The sequence below is a fragment of the Methylotuvimicrobium buryatense 5G genome, from assembly GCF_000341735.1.
Taxonomy (GTDB): Bacteria; Pseudomonadota; Gammaproteobacteria; order Methylococcales; family Methylomonadaceae; genus Methylotuvimicrobium; species Methylotuvimicrobium buryatense.
Genome location: NZ_KB455575.1, coordinates 1,221,485 through 1,238,659 on the forward strand (window position 1 = coordinate 1,221,485; position 17,175 = coordinate 1,238,659).

Genomic DNA, 17,175 nt, shown 5'->3' on the forward strand with positions numbered 1-17,175 from the left:
CCCCTAGCCTTCTGTTCTGACTTTTTCTAAATAGGTGGCAAAGCCTTCTTTGCTCATCCAATACTTGATCAGATTGGAAACACCAACACTGGTCAGTGTAGCGCCTGCCAAGCCGTCTACCTGGTATTCGGACCCAGGTTTACCGGTATCGACCACGCCTTTGATCAATTTCAATACGGGCTCACCGCTTTCGGAATAGACTTTTTTGCCTTGCCACAACGCACGCCAGTTAGGATTGACTACTTCACCACCCAGCCCCGGTGTTTCGGCTTGATCGTAAAAGTTGATGCTTTGTACCGTTTGTCCATCGGCATCCAACGCCAAGAAACCATATAGCGTCGACCACAGTCCATAACCGCTGATCGGCAGGATGATCGACTGTATTTCTTCACCTTTCTTAACCAGATAAACTTTAGCGATTTTTGCTTTCACTTTAATGCTGGCTATATCTTTATCGGATGGAATAACGATACTTTGTGCGGGATCCTTTGCCGCCTTACGTTGATCATAAGAAGCTACGTCGATACCCTCGACATAATCGCCGGTTTCCAGATCGACCAACTTGGCTTCGATTTGTTGATCGAAAGCAGCATTGATATCGCCCCCTTCTTGTAACAAACCAGCGACATCAAGAATATTCTTCTTCATGTCCAAGGCTTTGTTATTGGCTTGCATTGGTCTCAGCGCAACCGCTGCAATGGAAACCAATATCGCGCAAACAAAACAAACCCATAACGCAATCGCAAGCGTCTTTTCAAGACTGTCATTGCTTTGCGCTAAAATTCTGTCCGCGTAAATTTTGAATTTTTCGTAGTGTTTACAATCTTTTAGATTAGGCATGACGCTTCACCCTTCTTCTAATGTTTGCCTGAATGACAAAATAATCGATGATAGGCGCGAACATGTTCGAGAAGAGAATAGCCAGCATAATTCCTTCGGGAAAGGCCGGATTCACTACCCTGATCAAAACCGTCATAACACCCACTAACATTCCAAAAATCCAGCGACCGGTATCGGTCATCGCTGCACTTACCGGATCGGTAGCCATGTAAACCATACCGAAAGCGAAACCGCCGACGGTCAAATGCCAATACCATGGAAAAGCAAACATCGGGTTGCTGTCGCTGCCGACAAAATTGAATACCGACGACATAATCAGCATACCGAGGAACACTCCACCCACAATTCGGTACGAAGCGATGCGTGTGTAAAGCAAAAACGCACAGCCAATCAAAATAGCCACAGTCGAGGTTTCGCCCAAACAACCGGGAATGAAACCGAAGAAGGTTTGCATCCAGCCGTAACCTGCTTCATGCACGGCATCCAGACCACCTGACGCGGCTAAAGCTAAAGGTGTAGCCGCCGTGTAACCGTCAACCGCAACCCAGACGGAGTCACCGGAAATGGAGGCCGGATACGCGAAATACAGAAATGCACGACCGGTCAAAGCAGGGTTTAAGAAATTTTTACCGGTACCGCCAAAAACTTCCTTACCGATTACGATACCGAACGAAATACCCAGCGCAACTTGCCACAACGGCATATCGGGCGGCATGATCAATGTATAAAGCATTGACGATACCAAGAAGCCTTCGTTGACTTCATGACCGCGCACGGTCGCAAACAAGACTTCCCAAACACCGCCGACAGCCAGGGTCACGATATAAATTGGCAAAAAGTAAAGCGCGCCATGAACCAAGTTAGATAACGGATTGTATGGGCTATATCCAAATATCATCATTGGCAGACTTCGCCAACCGTCCGCCTTATCCAAGCCCATCGCTTCCATCGCGACGTTAGCTTGATAGCCGGTGTTATACCAAGCCATCAGGATACAAAAAAACGTTGCAATAACAACAAACGTCATAGTCCGTTTCAGGTCGTTACCGTCACGAACATGTGTAGCGCCGCGCGTTACCTCGGCGGGTGTATAAAGAAAAGTATCAACCATCTCGTAGAGACCGTAGTACTTCTCTAGCTTACCGCCTTTGGTAAAATGCGGCTCTATGCTGTCTAAAAAGTTTCTAGCCGACATTAGCCTTCCTTCTCGATTTTAGTTAAATTCGCTCTCAGAACCGGACCGAACTCATGTTTACCCGGATCGACAAAGGTAAACAGAGCCATATCTTCCTCGTCCAACTCCAAACAACCTAGCATTTGCGCTTGATCCGTATCGCCGACAACCAAAGACTTTAATAATGGCGTTGGCAAAATATCCATCGGCATCACGGATTCGTAGACGCCAACCGGAACAATGGCCCGATTACTGCCGTTTTTGTTTGTAGTCAGCGGAAACTTACGTCCGCTTTTTCGGTCTTTACTTGACGTATAAACATTCAAGGCCGAATATTTATCCTTGCCCGGAACGATCCAACCGAAGAACTCTCGGTCACGACCTTCTTTCAATACCGAAACTTGATTGCTGTAATAACCCAAATAATCCGACCAGTCGGCCGCTTTGTGACCATAGATGACCGAACCGGAAATCACGCGATTCTCCCCGTCCATCAGCTCTCCAGCTACGAGTTCGCTGAGACATGCACCGACACGGGTTCTTAGCAATCTTGGTTTTTTAGCGGTAGGGCCAGCCAACGAAACCACTCTTTCAACATTCAATTTACCGGTCGTGAACAATGAACCGATTGCCATCACGGATTGATAATCCAAATGCCAGACCGATTTATTGGCGTTGACAGGGTCAATAAAATGAATGTGCGTGCTTGGCAAACCGGCTGGGTGTGGGCCTGTGAATTCTGCAACCGTAACGGAAGACGCGTTTCCGGTCGGCATGTCGGCACCGGGAGCTTTACAGACGTAAACTTTGCCGTCGGTCAACTTAGCAATCACAGCCAGACCGTTGGTAAAGTCGGCAGAGCGTTCCTTGATAATTACCGACGGATCGGCGGCCAATGGATTGGTATCGATTGCGGTCACAAAAATTGAACTAGGTCTGCTATCGATTGCCGGTGCTTTACCGTAAGGACGCGTTCTCAACGCAACCCACAAACCGGAAGCAATGAGGTTTTCCTTAACTTGGTCAGCTGATAAGCCGTCCAATTCGGAATCTTTATATTTTGCAAACGATTCCGCTTCGTTACCTTTCAGTTCTATGACAACCGATTGCAAAACGCGCTTGGCTCCGCGGTTTATCGCCTTGACGATACCGGCACCGGGCGATGTGAAATTGACCCCTGGATTTTTTTTATCGGAAAAAAGCACTTGACCGAGTTTGACTTTGTCACCCTCGGCTACCATCATGGTAGGCTTCATTCCTACATAATCCATCCCAAGAACGGCAACCGACTTAACCTTATTACCGTTTTCTATTATTTGTTCGGGCTCTCCCGTGATCGGAAGATCCAAACCTTTTTTTAAATTAAATTGCATAGTAAATAAGCCTGCTCTCCAGACATATCGCGGCGAACAACCCCCTTATTCGAAACGGCCGAAATAAGAGGCACTTGAAGACGTAAACCGTGGCATTAGACCATAATTTCGTTCCGTTCTCAAGATCGATAAAATGTCCTTTGAGTCAACACACTGTCACCTATTACGCATATTTCGATTTATTGTTATGAGTTGAAAATTTTCGACACCATATTCAAAAACAAAAAAGCCGTTACATACCAAGTAAGTAACGGCTTTTTTGTGTCGATTCGATGCTACATGACAATCACATCATTTAAAGCTTCATGTCACATAAAAACTTTAATACTAATCAGAGTATACCCATCGTAGATCAAAATTCGGCACCGGGGACCCGTCAAAGGAGCCTTGGATACATCATCGCCAAGGATGGTGTGAATGTCGATTTTGCAGGAGCAAAATCGACCTAGCACCCCGGTGCCTCTTTAGGCGCTGCCGAAATTTGAAGCGCGAAAGATCTAAGAAAACCCCCAAATCATTGGATACCTACTTCTTATAAAGAATATCAATGTATCGAAAGCATATTGTCCAATGCTTTTTTTGCTAGCACGGACTCGCGCTCCGGCACCGCTATCCGATTGACGACATGCCCTGCTACTAGATTTTCCAGAACCCAAGCCAAATGCTGCGGATCGGTTCGGAACATCGTCGAACACATGCATACCGTCGGCGACATGAAATGCACATTTTTGCCTTGACCCTTGCATTCGTCGTTCAGTCGATTGACAAGATTCAACTCGGTCGCAACTAGCCAACGCGTTCCGGGTTCAGCTTCTCGTACGATTTTCAAAATCGCTTCGGTCGAGCCAATGTATTCGGATTTTTGGCAGACTTCAAAACTAGCCTCGGGATGCGAAATCACATGGGTTTCGGGGTACTTTTCGAGAAAACGGTCGATATGCTCGGGCTTAAACATTTGGTGTACTGAACAAAAACCGTTCCAAAGAATCATTTTTGCATTTCGGATCTGTTCCTCGGTCAACCCCCCCATAGGCTTATCGAAATCCCAGGTTACCATTTCCTCAAGCGGGATACCCATTCGATAACCGGTATTACGCCCTAAATGCTGATCCGGAAAAAACAACACCTTCTCGCGTCTGGCAAAACTCCATTCAAGAATTTTTTGCGCGTTCGACGATGTACAAACAATACCGCCATGCTCACCGCAAAACGCCTTCAAATCAGCCGCGGAATTGATGTATGTCACCGGCGTCACCATGCTATCCGGGTCTAAAACCGATGACAATTCTTTCCAACATTTATTGACTTTGATGACATTCGCCATATCGGCCATAGAACAACCGGCCGCCAAATCGGGAAGAATTGAAATCTGATCGGGCCGAGACAAAATATCGGCGACTTCGGCCATGAAATGCACACCGCAAAACACGATATACTCGGCTTCAGAGGCTGCCGCATTACGCGACAATTTCAACGAATCCCCACTATAGTCGGCATGTTTAAAAACTTCGTCACGTTGATAATGATGCCCAAGAATGACACAACGCGAACCGAGCTTTTCCTTCGCGGCTGCGATGAGCGTATCGCATTCTTCATCTTCGAGAAGCGCATAATCTTGAATTGCTAAGGCTGTCGCAGACATTTTCATCACTCAAATTTTGTAGGGTACGCACTGCGCACCATTTTTAAACTTCATTCGCTCTATTCATTAAGACTAGCGACGCATACGAACCGACAAACACAATTCGCAAGTAACGTTACTCTTGCTTTTCGTCTTTTCCGGCCGGCTTACGCAGTTTGATACCCAATTCCTTCAATTGTTCCTCGCTGACAAACGCGGGCGCATTGAACAAAGGACAAGCTGCAGATTGCGTTTTCGGGAATGCAATCACATCGCGGATCGAATGCGCTCCGGTCATCAGCATCACTAGGCGATCCAAGCCGAAAGCAATACCGCCATGAGGCGGCGCACCGTATTTCAATGCATCCAACAGGAAACCGAATTTCTCGCGCGCTTCATCGTGGCCTATACCGAGAATCGCAAACACGATTTGTTGCATGTCGGTCCGATTGATCCTAATCGACCCACCGCCTACTTCGGTTCCATTCAGCACTAAATCGTAGGCGCGCGACAAAGCATGGCTAGGATCGGCTTTCAATTCCTCGATAGAGCAACTCGGCGCGGTGAACGGATGATGGATCGCGGTATAGCGTTGAGCCTTTTCGTCCCAAGCAAACATAGGAAAATCGATGACCCATACCGGTTTCCAATCGCCCTCGAGCAAGCCGCGATCCAGACCCAACTTGACCCGTAAAGCGCCCATGGCCTCATTAACGACATCGGCCTTATCGGCACCGAAGAAAATAAGATCGCCGTTTTGCGCGCCGGCTTTAGCCATCACCTTGGCCCAGACTTCATCAGGCGCAAATTTAACAATCGGCGATTGCAGACCTTCGACACCAGCCGCCAAATCATTTACCTTGATATAAGCCAGACCTTTAGCGCCATAGATACCGACAAACTTGGTTAAATCGTCGATTTCCTTTCGACTCAATTCACCGCCCTCGGGCAGACGCATCGCGACGACACGCCCGTGCGGGTCGTTGGCAGGCCCTGAAAACACCTTAAAATCGACTTCTCGCATTTCTTCGGCGATATCGACCAATTCCAGAGGAATACGCAGATCGGGGCGATCGGAACCGAATCGACGCATCGCCTCGCTATAACTCATAACCGGAAACGGATCGGCTAAATCGACATCGATGATATCTTTGAACAAACGGCGAATCATTTGTTCCATAATTGCCATGATTTCTTGTTCGTTCATGAACGAAGTCTCGATATCGAGCTGCGTGAATTCCGGCTGCCGGTCCGCGCGCAAGTCTTCGTCTCGGAAACACCGTACTACCTGGTAATAGCGTTCCATGCCGGCAATCATCAGCAACTGTTTATAGAGTTGCGGCGATTGCGGTAAGGCAAAAAAGGCGTTTTGATGCGTGCGGCTCGGTACGATATAGTCCCTAGCTCCTTCCGGCGTTGCTTTGGTCAAATAAGGCGTTTCGATTTCAAAAAACTCCTTATCGTCGAGGAATTGACGCAAATTGCGCGTCACATCCCGGCGCACCTTCATTTTATGCTGCATCTCGGTACGGCGAAGATCGATATAACGAAAACGCAGACGCATTTCCTCATTGACTTCGATCTCGCTTTCGATTGGAAACGGCGGCGTTTCGGATTCGTTTAAGACTTCAATGCTTTTAGCCAGCACCTCAATCTTACCTGTTGTCATATTTGGATTATGCGTACCCTCAGGACGGTCTCGAACAATACCTTCGATACGTAAAACATATTCGCTACGCACACTCTCTGCTATTGAAAACGACTCCGGCGCATCGGGATCGAATACCACCTGCACTAAGCCGGCACGATCTCTCAGGTCGATAAATATAACGCCGCCATGATCCCGGCGACGATGCACCCAGCCGCACAAAGCAACTGATTGTCCTAAATGTTGTGTATTTAATTCTCCACACTTGTGGCTACGCATAACTCTTCTCGTGTTAATCCAAAAAATTCGCCGATGTTACTTACTTACACTCTGTTATGCAAGCCGCCGTTATTGGGCCAGCAATTCCCAATTTGGAGATCAAAAAGGGTGTGGGGTATGCTTGGCGAGGATGTCGGCAGCAGGGGCAGATTTTTGCTCCTGCAAAATCTGCATTCACGCCATCCTTGGCGCTTGCAGATTTTTGCTCCTGCAAAATCTGCATTCACGCCATCCTTGGCCCTTAGCTGCCGCCAAGCCCCCATGGATGGGTTTAAGGCGTTCCTCGACAGGCATACCCCACACCCTAAAATCGGCGAAACTGCTCAAACTGGGAATTGCTGTTATTGGACAGAACAAGCGCCGCTCCCGCATCCGCCGCCGGTTGAAGAACACGACGCAGGAGCGGAAGCCTCACCAGCGACATTTTTCTTATTGCCGCTTTTAAAATCGGTTTCATACCAACCGCCGCCCTTCAATCTAAAACCGGCTGCGGAAATTTTTTTCATCAACTCGGGCCGGCTGCAGGCAGGACAATGAACCAAAACAGGATCGCTCATTTTTTGCAAAGCCTCATGCTCATGACCACAGGCTTGACATTGATATTCGTAAATAGGCATTTTTCGACTCCGTAACTAGAAACAATTGCCAAAATAAGGGCACGATTTAATTTTTCAAGCCCATAAGGTAAAATCATCGTTTATAAAAATAAGCGCATTATAATGAATAAACTCACTATTACCCAGCCCGACGACTGGCATTTGCATATCAGAAACGGCGAGATACTAAAAACCGTACTGCCGCATACCGCTAAACAGTTTGCAAGAGCCATCATCATGCCCAACTTAAAGCCTCCGGTAACAACGGTCCGGCAGGCCCTGCAATACAGAAATGAAATTTTGTCGGTCCTTGCTTCAGAGTCATATTTCACGCCTTTGATGACGCTTTACCTAACCGGGTCAACTACCATCCAAGACGTCAAAGAAGCCGCCGAATGCGAACACATCTACGCGTTTAAACTATACCCTGCCGGCGCGACCACCAACTCCGATGCCGGAGTCGCCGACCCAAAGACGATTTATCCGATTTTCGAGGCAATGCAACAATTCGACATACCACTTTTAATTCACGGCGAAGTCGTCGATCATGACTGCGATATTTTCGACCGGGAACGCGTATTTATCGAACGCACGCTCAGCGATATCGTTCGCCAATTTCCTAATTTACGCATCGTACTCGAACACGTCACCACAAGCGATGCGGTCGAATTTGTCAAATCGACGCCGAATAACATTGCCGCAACCATTACACCTCAGCATTTACTCTACAACCGTAATGCGATGTTGGTCGGCGGCATAAAGCCTCATTATTACTGCTTGCCGATATTGAAACGAGAACAACACCGCCAAGCGCTGGTTGCAGCCGCAACCAGCGGCAACCCGAAATTCTTTTTGGGCACCGACAGTGCTCCTCACATAACGGGGTTAAAAGAAAATGCTTGCGGTTGTGCCGGCTGTTTCAGTGCTCATGCTGCGATCGAGCTTTATGCTGAAGCCTTTGATAAGGCAGGCGCTTTAGAAAGACTGGAAGGGTTTGCGAGCTTTTTCGGCGCCGATTTTTACCGTTTACCCAGAAACACTCGTTCGGTCACATTGATTAAGGAACCTTGGCTCGTACCTGAATCTTACGGGCATGGGGAAATTAACATCACGCCGCTCAAAGCCGGCGAGTCATTAGCTTGGAAGCTCGAACTCGAGGGCCGTAAATCCTAACTCCGATAACTTATACCATGAAGGAGCCATGAACCTAAATTCGGCAGTCCAACCATGAAGAACATGAAGTTAATGAAGTATTTCAAGAGATTATCTAAACGTTCTACTCCCTTTTGATTGAAAAACCATATAAGAATAAAAGGCATGGGATGTGTCTATCGAGGACCGCCGTGAACCCATCCATGGGGGCTTGACGGCAGCTCAAACGCCAGGGATGGCGTGAATGCAGATTTTGCATTACGCCAAGGATGGCGTGTAGTAGGGCAATGCAGGACAGAAAAATGCTCCTGCATTTTCTGCATTCATTACATCCATGTAACTCAGCAATTGCCGAGGAGCAAAATCTGCCCTGCTGCCGACATCCTCGCTAGCCACACCCCATACCTTCATAAAGTTAGCTAATTTTTGAGTATAAAGGGAGTAGCTAACCTTTCGGGTGAGCGAAAGCTTGTATACAAACGAATGACAAGTTATTGCATTAACTTCTTATTCTTCATGATCTTCATGGTGAAATGCTTTTTTTATGATGAAGCGTTTGCCTCGGTTAAAACCATTTTTACAATTAGGGAAGTTTTTTCATCTCATCCATTTTATCGAAATCAACCCCTACGCTAACGATAAAGCTAGTCGCTTGCTCAATATTCATTTCGGACTTTATGACTCTGGATTGATTCACAATCACCGTAAAACCTGAAGTCGGATTCGGCGACGTCGGCACAAACAACACATACTGATCATCCTGCTTATTGGTCACATAAGCAGGAACCCAAAGCCCTTCTTTTGGATACTCAATATAAACCACCTCACGCGCTTCCTTACGATCATGCGAGGAAAACATGTTAATGACTTTCTTAGTAACCCGATAAATGCTATTCAACAACGGAATTCTATCGATAATAAAATCGAACGCAGCAATCGCCCAAAATTTTCCTTCCTTGACGATTTTATGTCCAACCATCGATAAAATTAAAAAACTAACTGCAAACACCATCAATGTATAAAGGTAATTATCGGCATAGCCGTATACCATCCTAAAAAGATCGGACACCCTATCTTTTACAAAGATGACAATCTGCAAAATGATCACAATCGGAATAACCGCGAAAATTCCGATCAAAAAATTATTTAAAATCGCCTTGAACTGTTGATTCATCATGCCCCCTTTTAATTGATATATTCTGTAATGACAGACCGTAACACTTTAGCAGTTCTTTATTCGGCACTCGTTGCCTTATCCGGGCAACAAGACTCGCTATTATGAAATTAAGCCGTCACAGAATACGTATACCTTTCGCACTTGAAATTTCGGCAGTGCCCGAGGAGGCACCGGGGTGTGTGGCAAAGGCTTTGCCAGCATGGAGCTGGCATAGAGCCTACAGGGACGTATTCACGGCGTCCTTTGGCGGACACCCCGGCGCCGAGTTTTGATCTACGACGGGTATAATAAAGTCATTCAGGCTCGAATGTACCTCAAAAGCCTGCCATCCATGGAACTGGATTCAGCCAGTCCATGGCGGTATGACGGGTTTCCTATAACTTAACGGTAGTGGCAACAAGACTACAAAGACTTCCAAATCAATACGGCGCCAGAAACTCCCAAAAATGCCGCAAAAATTCTAGCGTACTTTTCGTTATCGATGTTCTTATAAAGCATTTCCTCAGTCAACAAAAATACAACCACGGCAATTTGCAGTAACGACACATTATCGGCATAAGAAATTAAATACTGATGCTTGACAAAAAATAACGTCAAAACCTGAAACACTGCGAACATGCCATAACAAACCGCAACAGTCGACCGAGTCTGATTTTTTTCATACTGTTTGCTATGCACCATCGCAGTCAATAAAGATCCGCCTAAATTGGTCAACCCATGCACTATACCCATCGAAATTAAATACGTTCTTTCGTAACCGACCAGTTTTTCAATTATTTTATTGACGGCGCCGACCGCATCCTTAAGCGCAACGAAAATTAAAAACACCCCAATCAATGCACCGATATTGATCCGAACGCTAGTCACGATAAATAAAAACACCACAACGAACGGTATGCTGTATTTCAGTACATTCTTAACAAAGTTGATATCTATAAAATGATGATGCTTAACTAACTGCAACAAGTTGATGGCAATAGAGATCGGCAACAAAATCTCAAGCGCATTGATGAACTGATAGCCCAATAACAACAGCATGGGCGTACCAAACAATAAAACACCTACGCCAAAAATCGACTGAATGACTGTCGTCGCTACGATTGTCAACAAAATATCCAATGGCATCGATATCTCCTTTTTATTTTTATAAGGCTTTGCATTATATACCGATAATTAAAAATAAATTCGAAAGGTTCGCTACACTAAAGCCTAAAGCCTTCAAGCTATACAGCCATTTTTGTAACACGGCTGATGGGCCCAAAAGACAGCGTTACGATAAATTAAGGATGGAAAGCACCTAAAAATTACCGTTTTGTATTACCTTTCAAGAGATATTAAAACGCGAAGCGCACTATGTATGTTAGCTCCTTAAACAAACTTAACTGGATATTTACCATGCTCCTCAGCTCTCATCATGAACCACCGGCCGTTTTATAAAGGACATAAGAACCTCTGATGCCAGTCCGAAAATTCATAATAAGCGTCATTGCGCTTGCGCTAGTCGTGGTATCCGGCTTTGTAAAATCGGAAAACGTTTTGACGCTTGAGGCCGCGCTTGGCGCTGCCGTTCAAAACAATCCCAGCCTGGCCCGAATCAAGGCCGCCGCACAGGCATTAGCGGCGATTCCTTCCCAAGCCGGAGCCCTGCCCGATCCCGTCATCGGTTTCAACGTCATGAGCCTGCCGGTCGATCATTTCGACACCCGGAAAGAAGAGATGGCGCAAATCGGATTCGGTATTTCTCAAGCCATTCCGTTTCCCGGAAAACTGACCTTGCGCGAACAAGCGGCGGCTTATGAAGCGCAAGCCGCCGCCTACAACGAAGATGAATTGCGTCTGAGTTTGCTAAGTGACGTCAAAACCGTCTGGTGGCAGCTATTTTATTTGGACCGCTTACTAGAAATCACCGATAACAATCGGATGCTGTTGCAGCAGTTAGTCGATATTGCCGGAACGAAATATGAAGTCGGCGAGGGTTTACAGCAAGACGTCCTGCTGGCGCAACTCGAATTGTCGAAACTGCTGGATCGAAAAATCAAGATCGACGGCATGCGGAGCAATGCCGTTGCCGGGTTGAATGCCTTGTTGGACCTACCGGGCAATATCCCCGTGCAACTGCCCACAAAGGTAGCGTTACAATTGCCCGACATTTATGACGATCAAACGCTTTATCGACTGGCCGAAACCTACAGACCCTTACTAGCAAGCGAACGGGAAAGAGTTAACGCGGCAAAATCCAAGCTGGACTTGGCCAAAAGAGAGATATTACCGGATTTTAATGTCAATGCCGCTTACGGCGCTCGCGATAATATGCCCGACGGCACCCGGCGCTCCGATTTGCTCAGTTTCGGCATCAGCATGAACGTGCCGATCTTTTATGCGCAAAAACAAGCTCAGGGTGTAAGCCAGTCTACGAGCGAGTTGATGCGCGAACGATATGCCCTGCAAGATCAATGGAACGGCGTGCGCAAACAAATATCACAAGCCGGCAACGACTACCGACGCGCAAAGGAACAAGTATCGTTGTATGAAACAGGCATCATTCCTCAAGCCCAGCAAACAGTCGCATCGATGCTGGCCGGATATCAGGTCAATAAAGTCGACTTTCTGAATCTAATACGCAGCCAAATTACGGTCTACGACTTTGAAGCGCAATATTGGCAAGCCTTCGCCGAAGCCAACCAAGCTTTGGCGCAGCTTGTCGCAGCGACAGGCAAGGAAGACATTTATGAGTAAACGCTTATTGATCACGGGCTTATCGATGCTCGCTTTGGGCCTCGGCGCAGGCTATTGGTTGGCGGGCCGTGTCGGCAGCCTGTCCATTGAGGCGCACTTACCCGAACATAGACTCGACGATAAAAAGCCGAAACACCGTCAGCCCTTGTTTTACCGCCACCCGATGAACCCCGAGATTACTTCGCCGGTGCCGGCCAAAGACTCGATGGGCATGGATTACATTCCGGTTTACGCAGAAGAACAAACCGCCGCCGAGCCCGGAACGGTTAGAATCGATCCTGTGACGGTACAAAACATCGGTGTGCGTACCGCAAGAGCGTCGCGTACCACGCTTTCTCGAAACGTGCGTGCGGTCGGTCGGGTCGATTACGACGAAGAACGCATCGTCCGTCTGCACCCAAAAACGGCCGGCTGGATAGAATCTTTAAATGTGGATAAAACCGGTCAATGGGTTAAAAAAGATACCGATTTATTGAGTATTTATTCCCCGCAATTGGTCGCGGCTCAACAAGAATATATTCTGGCTCTGCAAAATCGGAAAATTCTGTCTGATAGCCCGTTCGAAAGCATCCGCCAGGGTGCGGAAGATCTGCTGGCAAGCTCCCGGAAACGCCTACAATTACTCGACGTGCCGGCGCATCAACTCCACGAATTGACCGACACAAAGCGCATCATCAAGAGCCTGCATATTCATGCGCCGACTGACGGCATCGTGATACAAATCGGCGCCCGCGAAGGCCAATATGTCACGCCGGATACCGAAATCTTCACGATCGCCGATATCGCCAATGTCTGGGTTTATGCCGACGTCTATGAATATGAGTTGCCTTGGATCAAGCCGGGTGATCGGGCCGAAATTCGATTGATAGGCGTTCCGGGACGAGTTTTCGAAAGCCGGGTCGAATTCATTTATCCTTATGCCGAGAGACAAACCCGCACCACCCGAATCCGCATGGTGCTCGATAATAGGGAAGGCTTATTGAAGCCGGATATGTTTGCCGACGTGACAATCGCTACTCAAAGGCAGTTGGAAACTCTGGTCGTTCCTACCGAAGCGGTCATCCGTTCCGGCACGCGCAATCAGGTGTTCGTGGTCCGGGAGGCAGGCAAATTCGAACCTCGTATAGTCAAGCTCGGCTTGGCTTCGGACGGATGGACGGCGATTCTCGACGGTCTCGACGAAGGCGAAGAGATTGTCGTCTCGGCTCAATTCCTAATCGACTCCGAATCGAAACTGCGCGAAGCAACGGCCAAAATGCTGGAAGCACCGACGCAGCCTCAAGCCGAATCGATTCCGATGCTTCACGATGCGGGGGATCACAAGCATGATTGAAGCGATCATCGGCAGCGCCTTGAATAACCGCTTTCTGGTTTTACTAGCGGCGGTACTGTTGGCCATCACCGGATTTTGGTCGTTCAAAACCATATCGCTCGACGCGATCCCCGATTTATCCGACGTGCAAGTCATCGTATTCACCGAATATCCGGGACAGGCGCCGCAAGTCGTCGAAACCCAGGTCACTTATCCGTTGACGACAGCGATGCTGGCCGTGCCGAAGGCTAAGGTCGTTCGCGGCAGTTCCGATTTCGGTATCTCGATCATCTATATCATATTCGAGGACGGTACCGATATCTATTGGGCCCGCTCGCGCGTCCTGGAATATTTGAATTACATTCGCGAACGCTTGCCGCAAGGCGTCAATCCTTCATTAGGACCGGATGCGACCGGAGTCGGCTGGGTCTATCAATATGCCTTGATTGACCGAACCGGGCTGCACGATCTAGCCGAGTTGCGCTCGATACAGGACTGGTATTTGCGTTATCCGCTGCAAACCGTGCCGGGCGTTGCCGAAGTCGCGTCGATCGGCGGCTTCGTCAAGCAATATCAGATCGAGATCGATCCGAATGCGCTGGCCGCCTACGGCATTTCGCTGGCGCAAGTCAAACAGGCCGTCAAACGCAGTAATAACGACATCGGCGGCCGCTTGCTGGAAAAGGCCGAAACCGAATACATGGTGCGCGCGCCAGGCTATATCCGCTCATTGGAAGACATCAAGACGATTCCGCTCGGCGTCGACAATAACGGCACGCCGATCCGAATACAAGACGTGGCGCATGTGCAGATCGGTCCCGAATTGCGTAGGGGCATCGTCGAGTTGAACGGTGAAGGCGAAGTGGTCGGTGGCATCGTGATCATGCGCTTCGGTGAAAACGCCCGGGCTACGATTCTCGGCGTGCGGGAAAAACTGCAGGAACTCAAACAAAACCTACCCGAAGGCGTCGAAATCGTCTCGGTCTACGACCGGGGCGATTTGATCGAACGCGCAGTCGATACCCTATACCAAGCCTTGTCCGAGGAACTCATCATCGTCTGTGTGCTGGTCGGCTTGTTTCTGCTACATCTGCGTTCGTCGCTGGTAATCGTGATCACCTTGCCGCTGGCCGTACTCATGGCCTTCATCGTCATGAAAATGCAAGGGCTCAACGCCAACATCATGTCGCTGGGCGGCATCGCGATCGTGATCGGCGACATGGTCGACGGCGGCATCGTGATGATCGAAAACGCCCATAAGCATCTGGCCGAAGCCGCCGAGAAAAAACAGGCCGAATTGACGCGGCCAGAGCGCTGGCAGGCCATTACCGCCGCATCGAAGGAAGTGGGGCCGTCGCTGTTTTTTTCATTGCTGGTCATCACTGTTTCATTCCTGCCTATTTTCGTGATGCAGGCGCAGGAAGGCCGTATGTTCAGTCCGCTCGCCTTCACCGCAACTTACGCGATGGCGGCTGCGGCGCTATTGACGATTACGGTCGTCCCGGTCTTGATGGGCTATTGTATTCACGGAAAAATCATTCCCGAACATAAGAATCCGGCCAACCGTTTTTTGCATTTCATCCACTCGCCGGTCTTGAAACTGGCGATGCGCTATCGCGGCCTTAGCTTGCTCATCGCATTACTGCTGCTGGCCAGCACGCTTTATCCGCTGTCCCGGCTTGGCAGCGAATTCATGCCGCCGCTGGATGAAGGCGATATTCTGTACATGCCGACTACGTTTCCGGGCATTTCGATCACCAAAGCCAAGGAACTGCTGCAACAAACCGATAAAATCTTGAAAACCTTTCCCGAGGTGCATCATGTGTTCGGCAAGGTCGGGCGCGCCGAAACCGCGACCGACATGGCCCCACTGTCGATGATCGAAACGATCGTGCATCTGAAGCCCCGGACGGAATGGCCCGAACCCGGCAAAACGAATCAAGAGCTCGTCGCCGAAATGGACCGTGCGATTCGCTTTCCCGGGATGGCCAATGCATGGACCATGCCAATCAGAAACCGCATCGATATGTTATCGACCGGCATCAAAACCCCGGTCGGCATCAAAGTATCCGGTCCCGACCTGACCGTTTTACAGACCATCACCGAACGCATCGAACAAGAATTGAAAACCTTGCCGGATACCCTATCGGCGATGGGCGACCGCGCGGTCGGCGGCTATTATCTGGACTTCATCATCGACCGCGGCGAAGCGGCGCGTTATGGTTTGACCGTCGGCGATATACAAGACGTGATACAAAGCGCGATCGGCGGAGAAAATATCACACAAACAGTGGAAGGCCTGGAGCGTTATCCGGTCAATCTGCGTTATCCGCGAGAATTGCGAGATAATCAGGAAAACCTCAGACGCGTTCTGATACCAACGCCGCAAGGCACGCAAATCCCGTTGGCACAGGTCGCCGCGATTGAATTGAACCGAGGCCCGCCCGGAATTAAAAGCGAAGACGCTCGACCCAACACCTGGATCTATGTCGACATCAAGACTTCCGACATCGGCGGATATGTTGAACAAGCCAAAAAAATGCTGGCACAACAGATCGAGATACCCCAAGGTTACACTGTCAGTTGGTCGGGCCAGTTCGAGTATATGGAAAGGGCCGCCGAACGGTTGCGTATCGTGATTCCATTGACGCTGTCGCTGATTCTGTTGCTGCTGTATTTTTCGTTCAAGAATTTCGTTGAACCGGTCCTCGTGATGTTGACGATTCCGTTCGGTCTGATCGGTAGCATCTGGATGATCTACTGGTACGACTTCAATCTGTCGGTGGCCGTCTATGTCGGCTTTATCGCGCTGGCCGGCACCGCCGCCGAAACCGGCGTGATGGTATTGAATTTCATCGATATCGAAATAGCCAAACTGCGCGCGCAAAAACAGACATCATTGACGGCTGCGGAAATCAGGGAGGCGGTCGAATCGGCCACTGCGTTGCGTGTTCGCCCGGTCGCAATCACCGCGTTCACGACAATGTTGAGCCTGATTCCGTTCATGGTGGCGACCGGCGCCGGCGCCGATGTGACCCAACGCATCGTCGTGCCGACCTTGGGCGGCATGCTGACCGTGCTGGTACTGACGCTGCTGGTGTTTCCAGTGCTTTATAGCTTGGTGTTGCAGAGCTTGGAGCCACGTCGGGAGAAAAATACAGCAACCGATTTAAAAATCACACGATAAATCGAGAATGAACAATTTACGACGCTCATTTTTTAAAAGAGCAATTACTCACACAATCACTTATTTTGTTCACTTTCAGG

The 17,175-nt window shown here is 48.7% G+C and carries 12 protein-coding genes; 4 read left to right on the plus strand and 8 right to left on the minus strand.

What is annotated here, in order from left to right; genetic code table 11:
* Positions 1–3 precede the first annotated feature (3 nt).
* The 6 genes from METBU_RS0105525 to METBU_RS0105550 all read right to left on the minus strand — a co-directional run bounded on the left by METBU_RS0105525 (position 4) and on the right by METBU_RS0105550 (position 7,552).
* Complete coding sequence (locus tag METBU_RS0105525; protein WP_017839676.1) at positions 4–840, minus strand: Na(+)-translocating NADH-quinone reductase subunit C; 837 nt, start codon at positions 838–840, stop codon at positions 4–6.
* On the minus strand, positions 833–2,035 hold the full coding sequence (locus METBU_RS0105530) for an NADH:ubiquinone reductase (Na(+)-transporting) subunit B (RefSeq protein WP_017839677.1): 1,203 nt from the start codon (positions 2,033–2,035) through the stop codon (positions 833–835). Before METBU_RS0105530 ends, METBU_RS0105525 begins: the two co-directional genes overlap by 8 nt.
* A complete protein-coding gene (locus METBU_RS0105535) occupies positions 2,035–3,387 on the minus strand; it encodes a Na(+)-translocating NADH-quinone reductase subunit A (RefSeq protein WP_017839678.1) in 1,353 nt (450 codons plus the stop codon). Before METBU_RS0105535 ends, METBU_RS0105530 begins: the two co-directional genes overlap by 1 nt.
* A 544-nt stretch (positions 3,388–3,931) precedes the next feature.
* On the minus strand, positions 3,932–5,029 hold the full coding sequence (nadA, locus tag METBU_RS0105540; RefSeq protein ID WP_026130049.1) for a quinolinate synthase NadA: 1,098 nt from the start codon (positions 5,027–5,029) through the stop codon (positions 3,932–3,934).
* A 115-nt stretch (positions 5,030–5,144) separates the two neighbouring features.
* Positions 5,145–6,935, minus strand: coding sequence for an aspartate--tRNA ligase (gene aspS, locus METBU_RS0105545; RefSeq protein ID WP_017839680.1), 1,791 nt, complete (start codon positions 6,933–6,935; stop codon positions 5,145–5,147).
* Between the two features lie 341 nt (positions 6,936–7,276).
* Positions 7,277–7,552: an FmdB family zinc ribbon protein gene (locus tag METBU_RS0105550; RefSeq protein ID WP_017839681.1), complete on the minus strand. Its 276-nt coding sequence runs from the start codon at positions 7,550–7,552 to the stop codon at positions 7,277–7,279.
* A 102-nt stretch (positions 7,553–7,654) separates the two neighbouring features.
* Here METBU_RS0105550 and pyrC point away from each other — a divergent pair, with 102 nt between their 5' ends.
* Positions 7,655–8,704: a dihydroorotase gene (pyrC, locus tag METBU_RS0105555; RefSeq protein ID WP_017839682.1), complete on the plus strand. Its 1,050-nt coding sequence runs from the start codon at positions 7,655–7,657 to the stop codon at positions 8,702–8,704.
* A gap of 562 nt (positions 8,705–9,266) precedes the next feature.
* On the opposite strand, the gene METBU_RS0105560 is transcribed toward pyrC, so the two are convergent.
* Positions 9,267–9,857: a DUF502 domain-containing protein gene (locus tag METBU_RS0105560; protein ID WP_017839683.1), complete on the minus strand. Its 591-nt coding sequence runs from the start codon at positions 9,855–9,857 to the stop codon at positions 9,267–9,269.
* 405 nt (positions 9,858–10,262) lie between these two features.
* Positions 10,263–10,985, minus strand: coding sequence for a hypothetical protein (locus tag METBU_RS0105565; protein WP_017839684.1), 723 nt, complete (start codon positions 10,983–10,985; stop codon positions 10,263–10,265).
* Between the two features lie 330 nt (positions 10,986–11,315).
* Between METBU_RS0105565 and METBU_RS0105575 the strand changes: the two genes are divergently transcribed.
* Genes METBU_RS0105575 through METBU_RS23390 form a run of 3 tightly spaced genes read left to right on the plus strand, consistent with a single transcriptional unit; the run spans position 11,316 to position 17,095 of the window.
* The gene (locus METBU_RS0105575) at positions 11,316–12,596 is read left to right on the plus strand and encodes a TolC family protein (protein WP_017839686.1); all 1,281 of its coding nucleotides are present in this window, start codon (positions 11,316–11,318) and stop codon (positions 12,594–12,596) included.
* Entirely contained in the window at positions 12,589–13,929 is a 1,341-nt protein-coding gene (locus METBU_RS0105580; protein ID WP_017839687.1) for an efflux RND transporter periplasmic adaptor subunit, read from the plus strand. The genes METBU_RS0105575 and METBU_RS0105580 overlap by 8 nt, the downstream gene beginning before the upstream one ends.
* Entirely contained in the window at positions 13,922–17,095 is a 3,174-nt protein-coding gene (locus METBU_RS23390; protein WP_017839688.1) for an efflux RND transporter permease subunit, read from the plus strand. The genes METBU_RS0105580 and METBU_RS23390 overlap by 8 nt, the downstream gene beginning before the upstream one ends.
* Positions 17,096–17,175 lie beyond the last annotated feature (80 nt).

Bases quoted from the DNA above. Each gene is read 5' to 3' on its own strand.
- METBU_RS0105580 (WP_017839687.1), top strand. From the start codon at position 12,589: ATGAGTAAACGCTTATTGATCACGGGCTTATCGATGCTCGCTTTGGGC.
- nadA (WP_026130049.1), bottom strand. From the start codon at position 5,029: ATGTCTGCGACAGCCTTAGCAATTCAAGATTATGCGCTTCTCGAAGAT.
- METBU_RS0105525 (WP_017839676.1), bottom strand. From the start codon at position 840: ATGCCTAATCTAAAAGATTGTAAACACTACGAAAAATTCAAAATTTAC.
- METBU_RS0105550 (WP_017839681.1), bottom strand. From the start codon at position 7,552: ATGCCTATTTACGAATATCAATGTCAAGCCTGTGGTCATGAGCATGAG.
- METBU_RS0105530 (WP_017839677.1), bottom strand. From the start codon at position 2,035: ATGTCGGCTAGAAACTTTTTAGACAGCATAGAGCCGCATTTTACCAAA.
- METBU_RS0105535 (WP_017839678.1), bottom strand. From the start codon at position 3,387: ATGCAATTTAATTTAAAAAAAGGTTTGGATCTTCCGATCACGGGAGAG.
- METBU_RS0105565 (WP_017839684.1), bottom strand. From the start codon at position 10,985: ATGCCATTGGATATTTTGTTGACAATCGTAGCGACGACAGTCATTCAG.
- pyrC (WP_017839682.1), top strand. From the start codon at position 7,655: ATGAATAAACTCACTATTACCCAGCCCGACGACTGGCATTTGCATATC.
- METBU_RS23390 (WP_017839688.1), top strand. From the start codon at position 13,922: ATGATTGAAGCGATCATCGGCAGCGCCTTGAATAACCGCTTTCTGGTT.
- METBU_RS0105575 (WP_017839686.1), top strand. From the start codon at position 11,316: ATGCCAGTCCGAAAATTCATAATAAGCGTCATTGCGCTTGCGCTAGTC.
- METBU_RS0105560 (WP_017839683.1), bottom strand. From the start codon at position 9,857: ATGAATCAACAGTTCAAGGCGATTTTAAATAATTTTTTGATCGGAATT.
- aspS (WP_017839680.1), bottom strand. From the start codon at position 6,935: ATGCGTAGCCACAAGTGTGGAGAATTAAATACACAACATTTAGGACAA.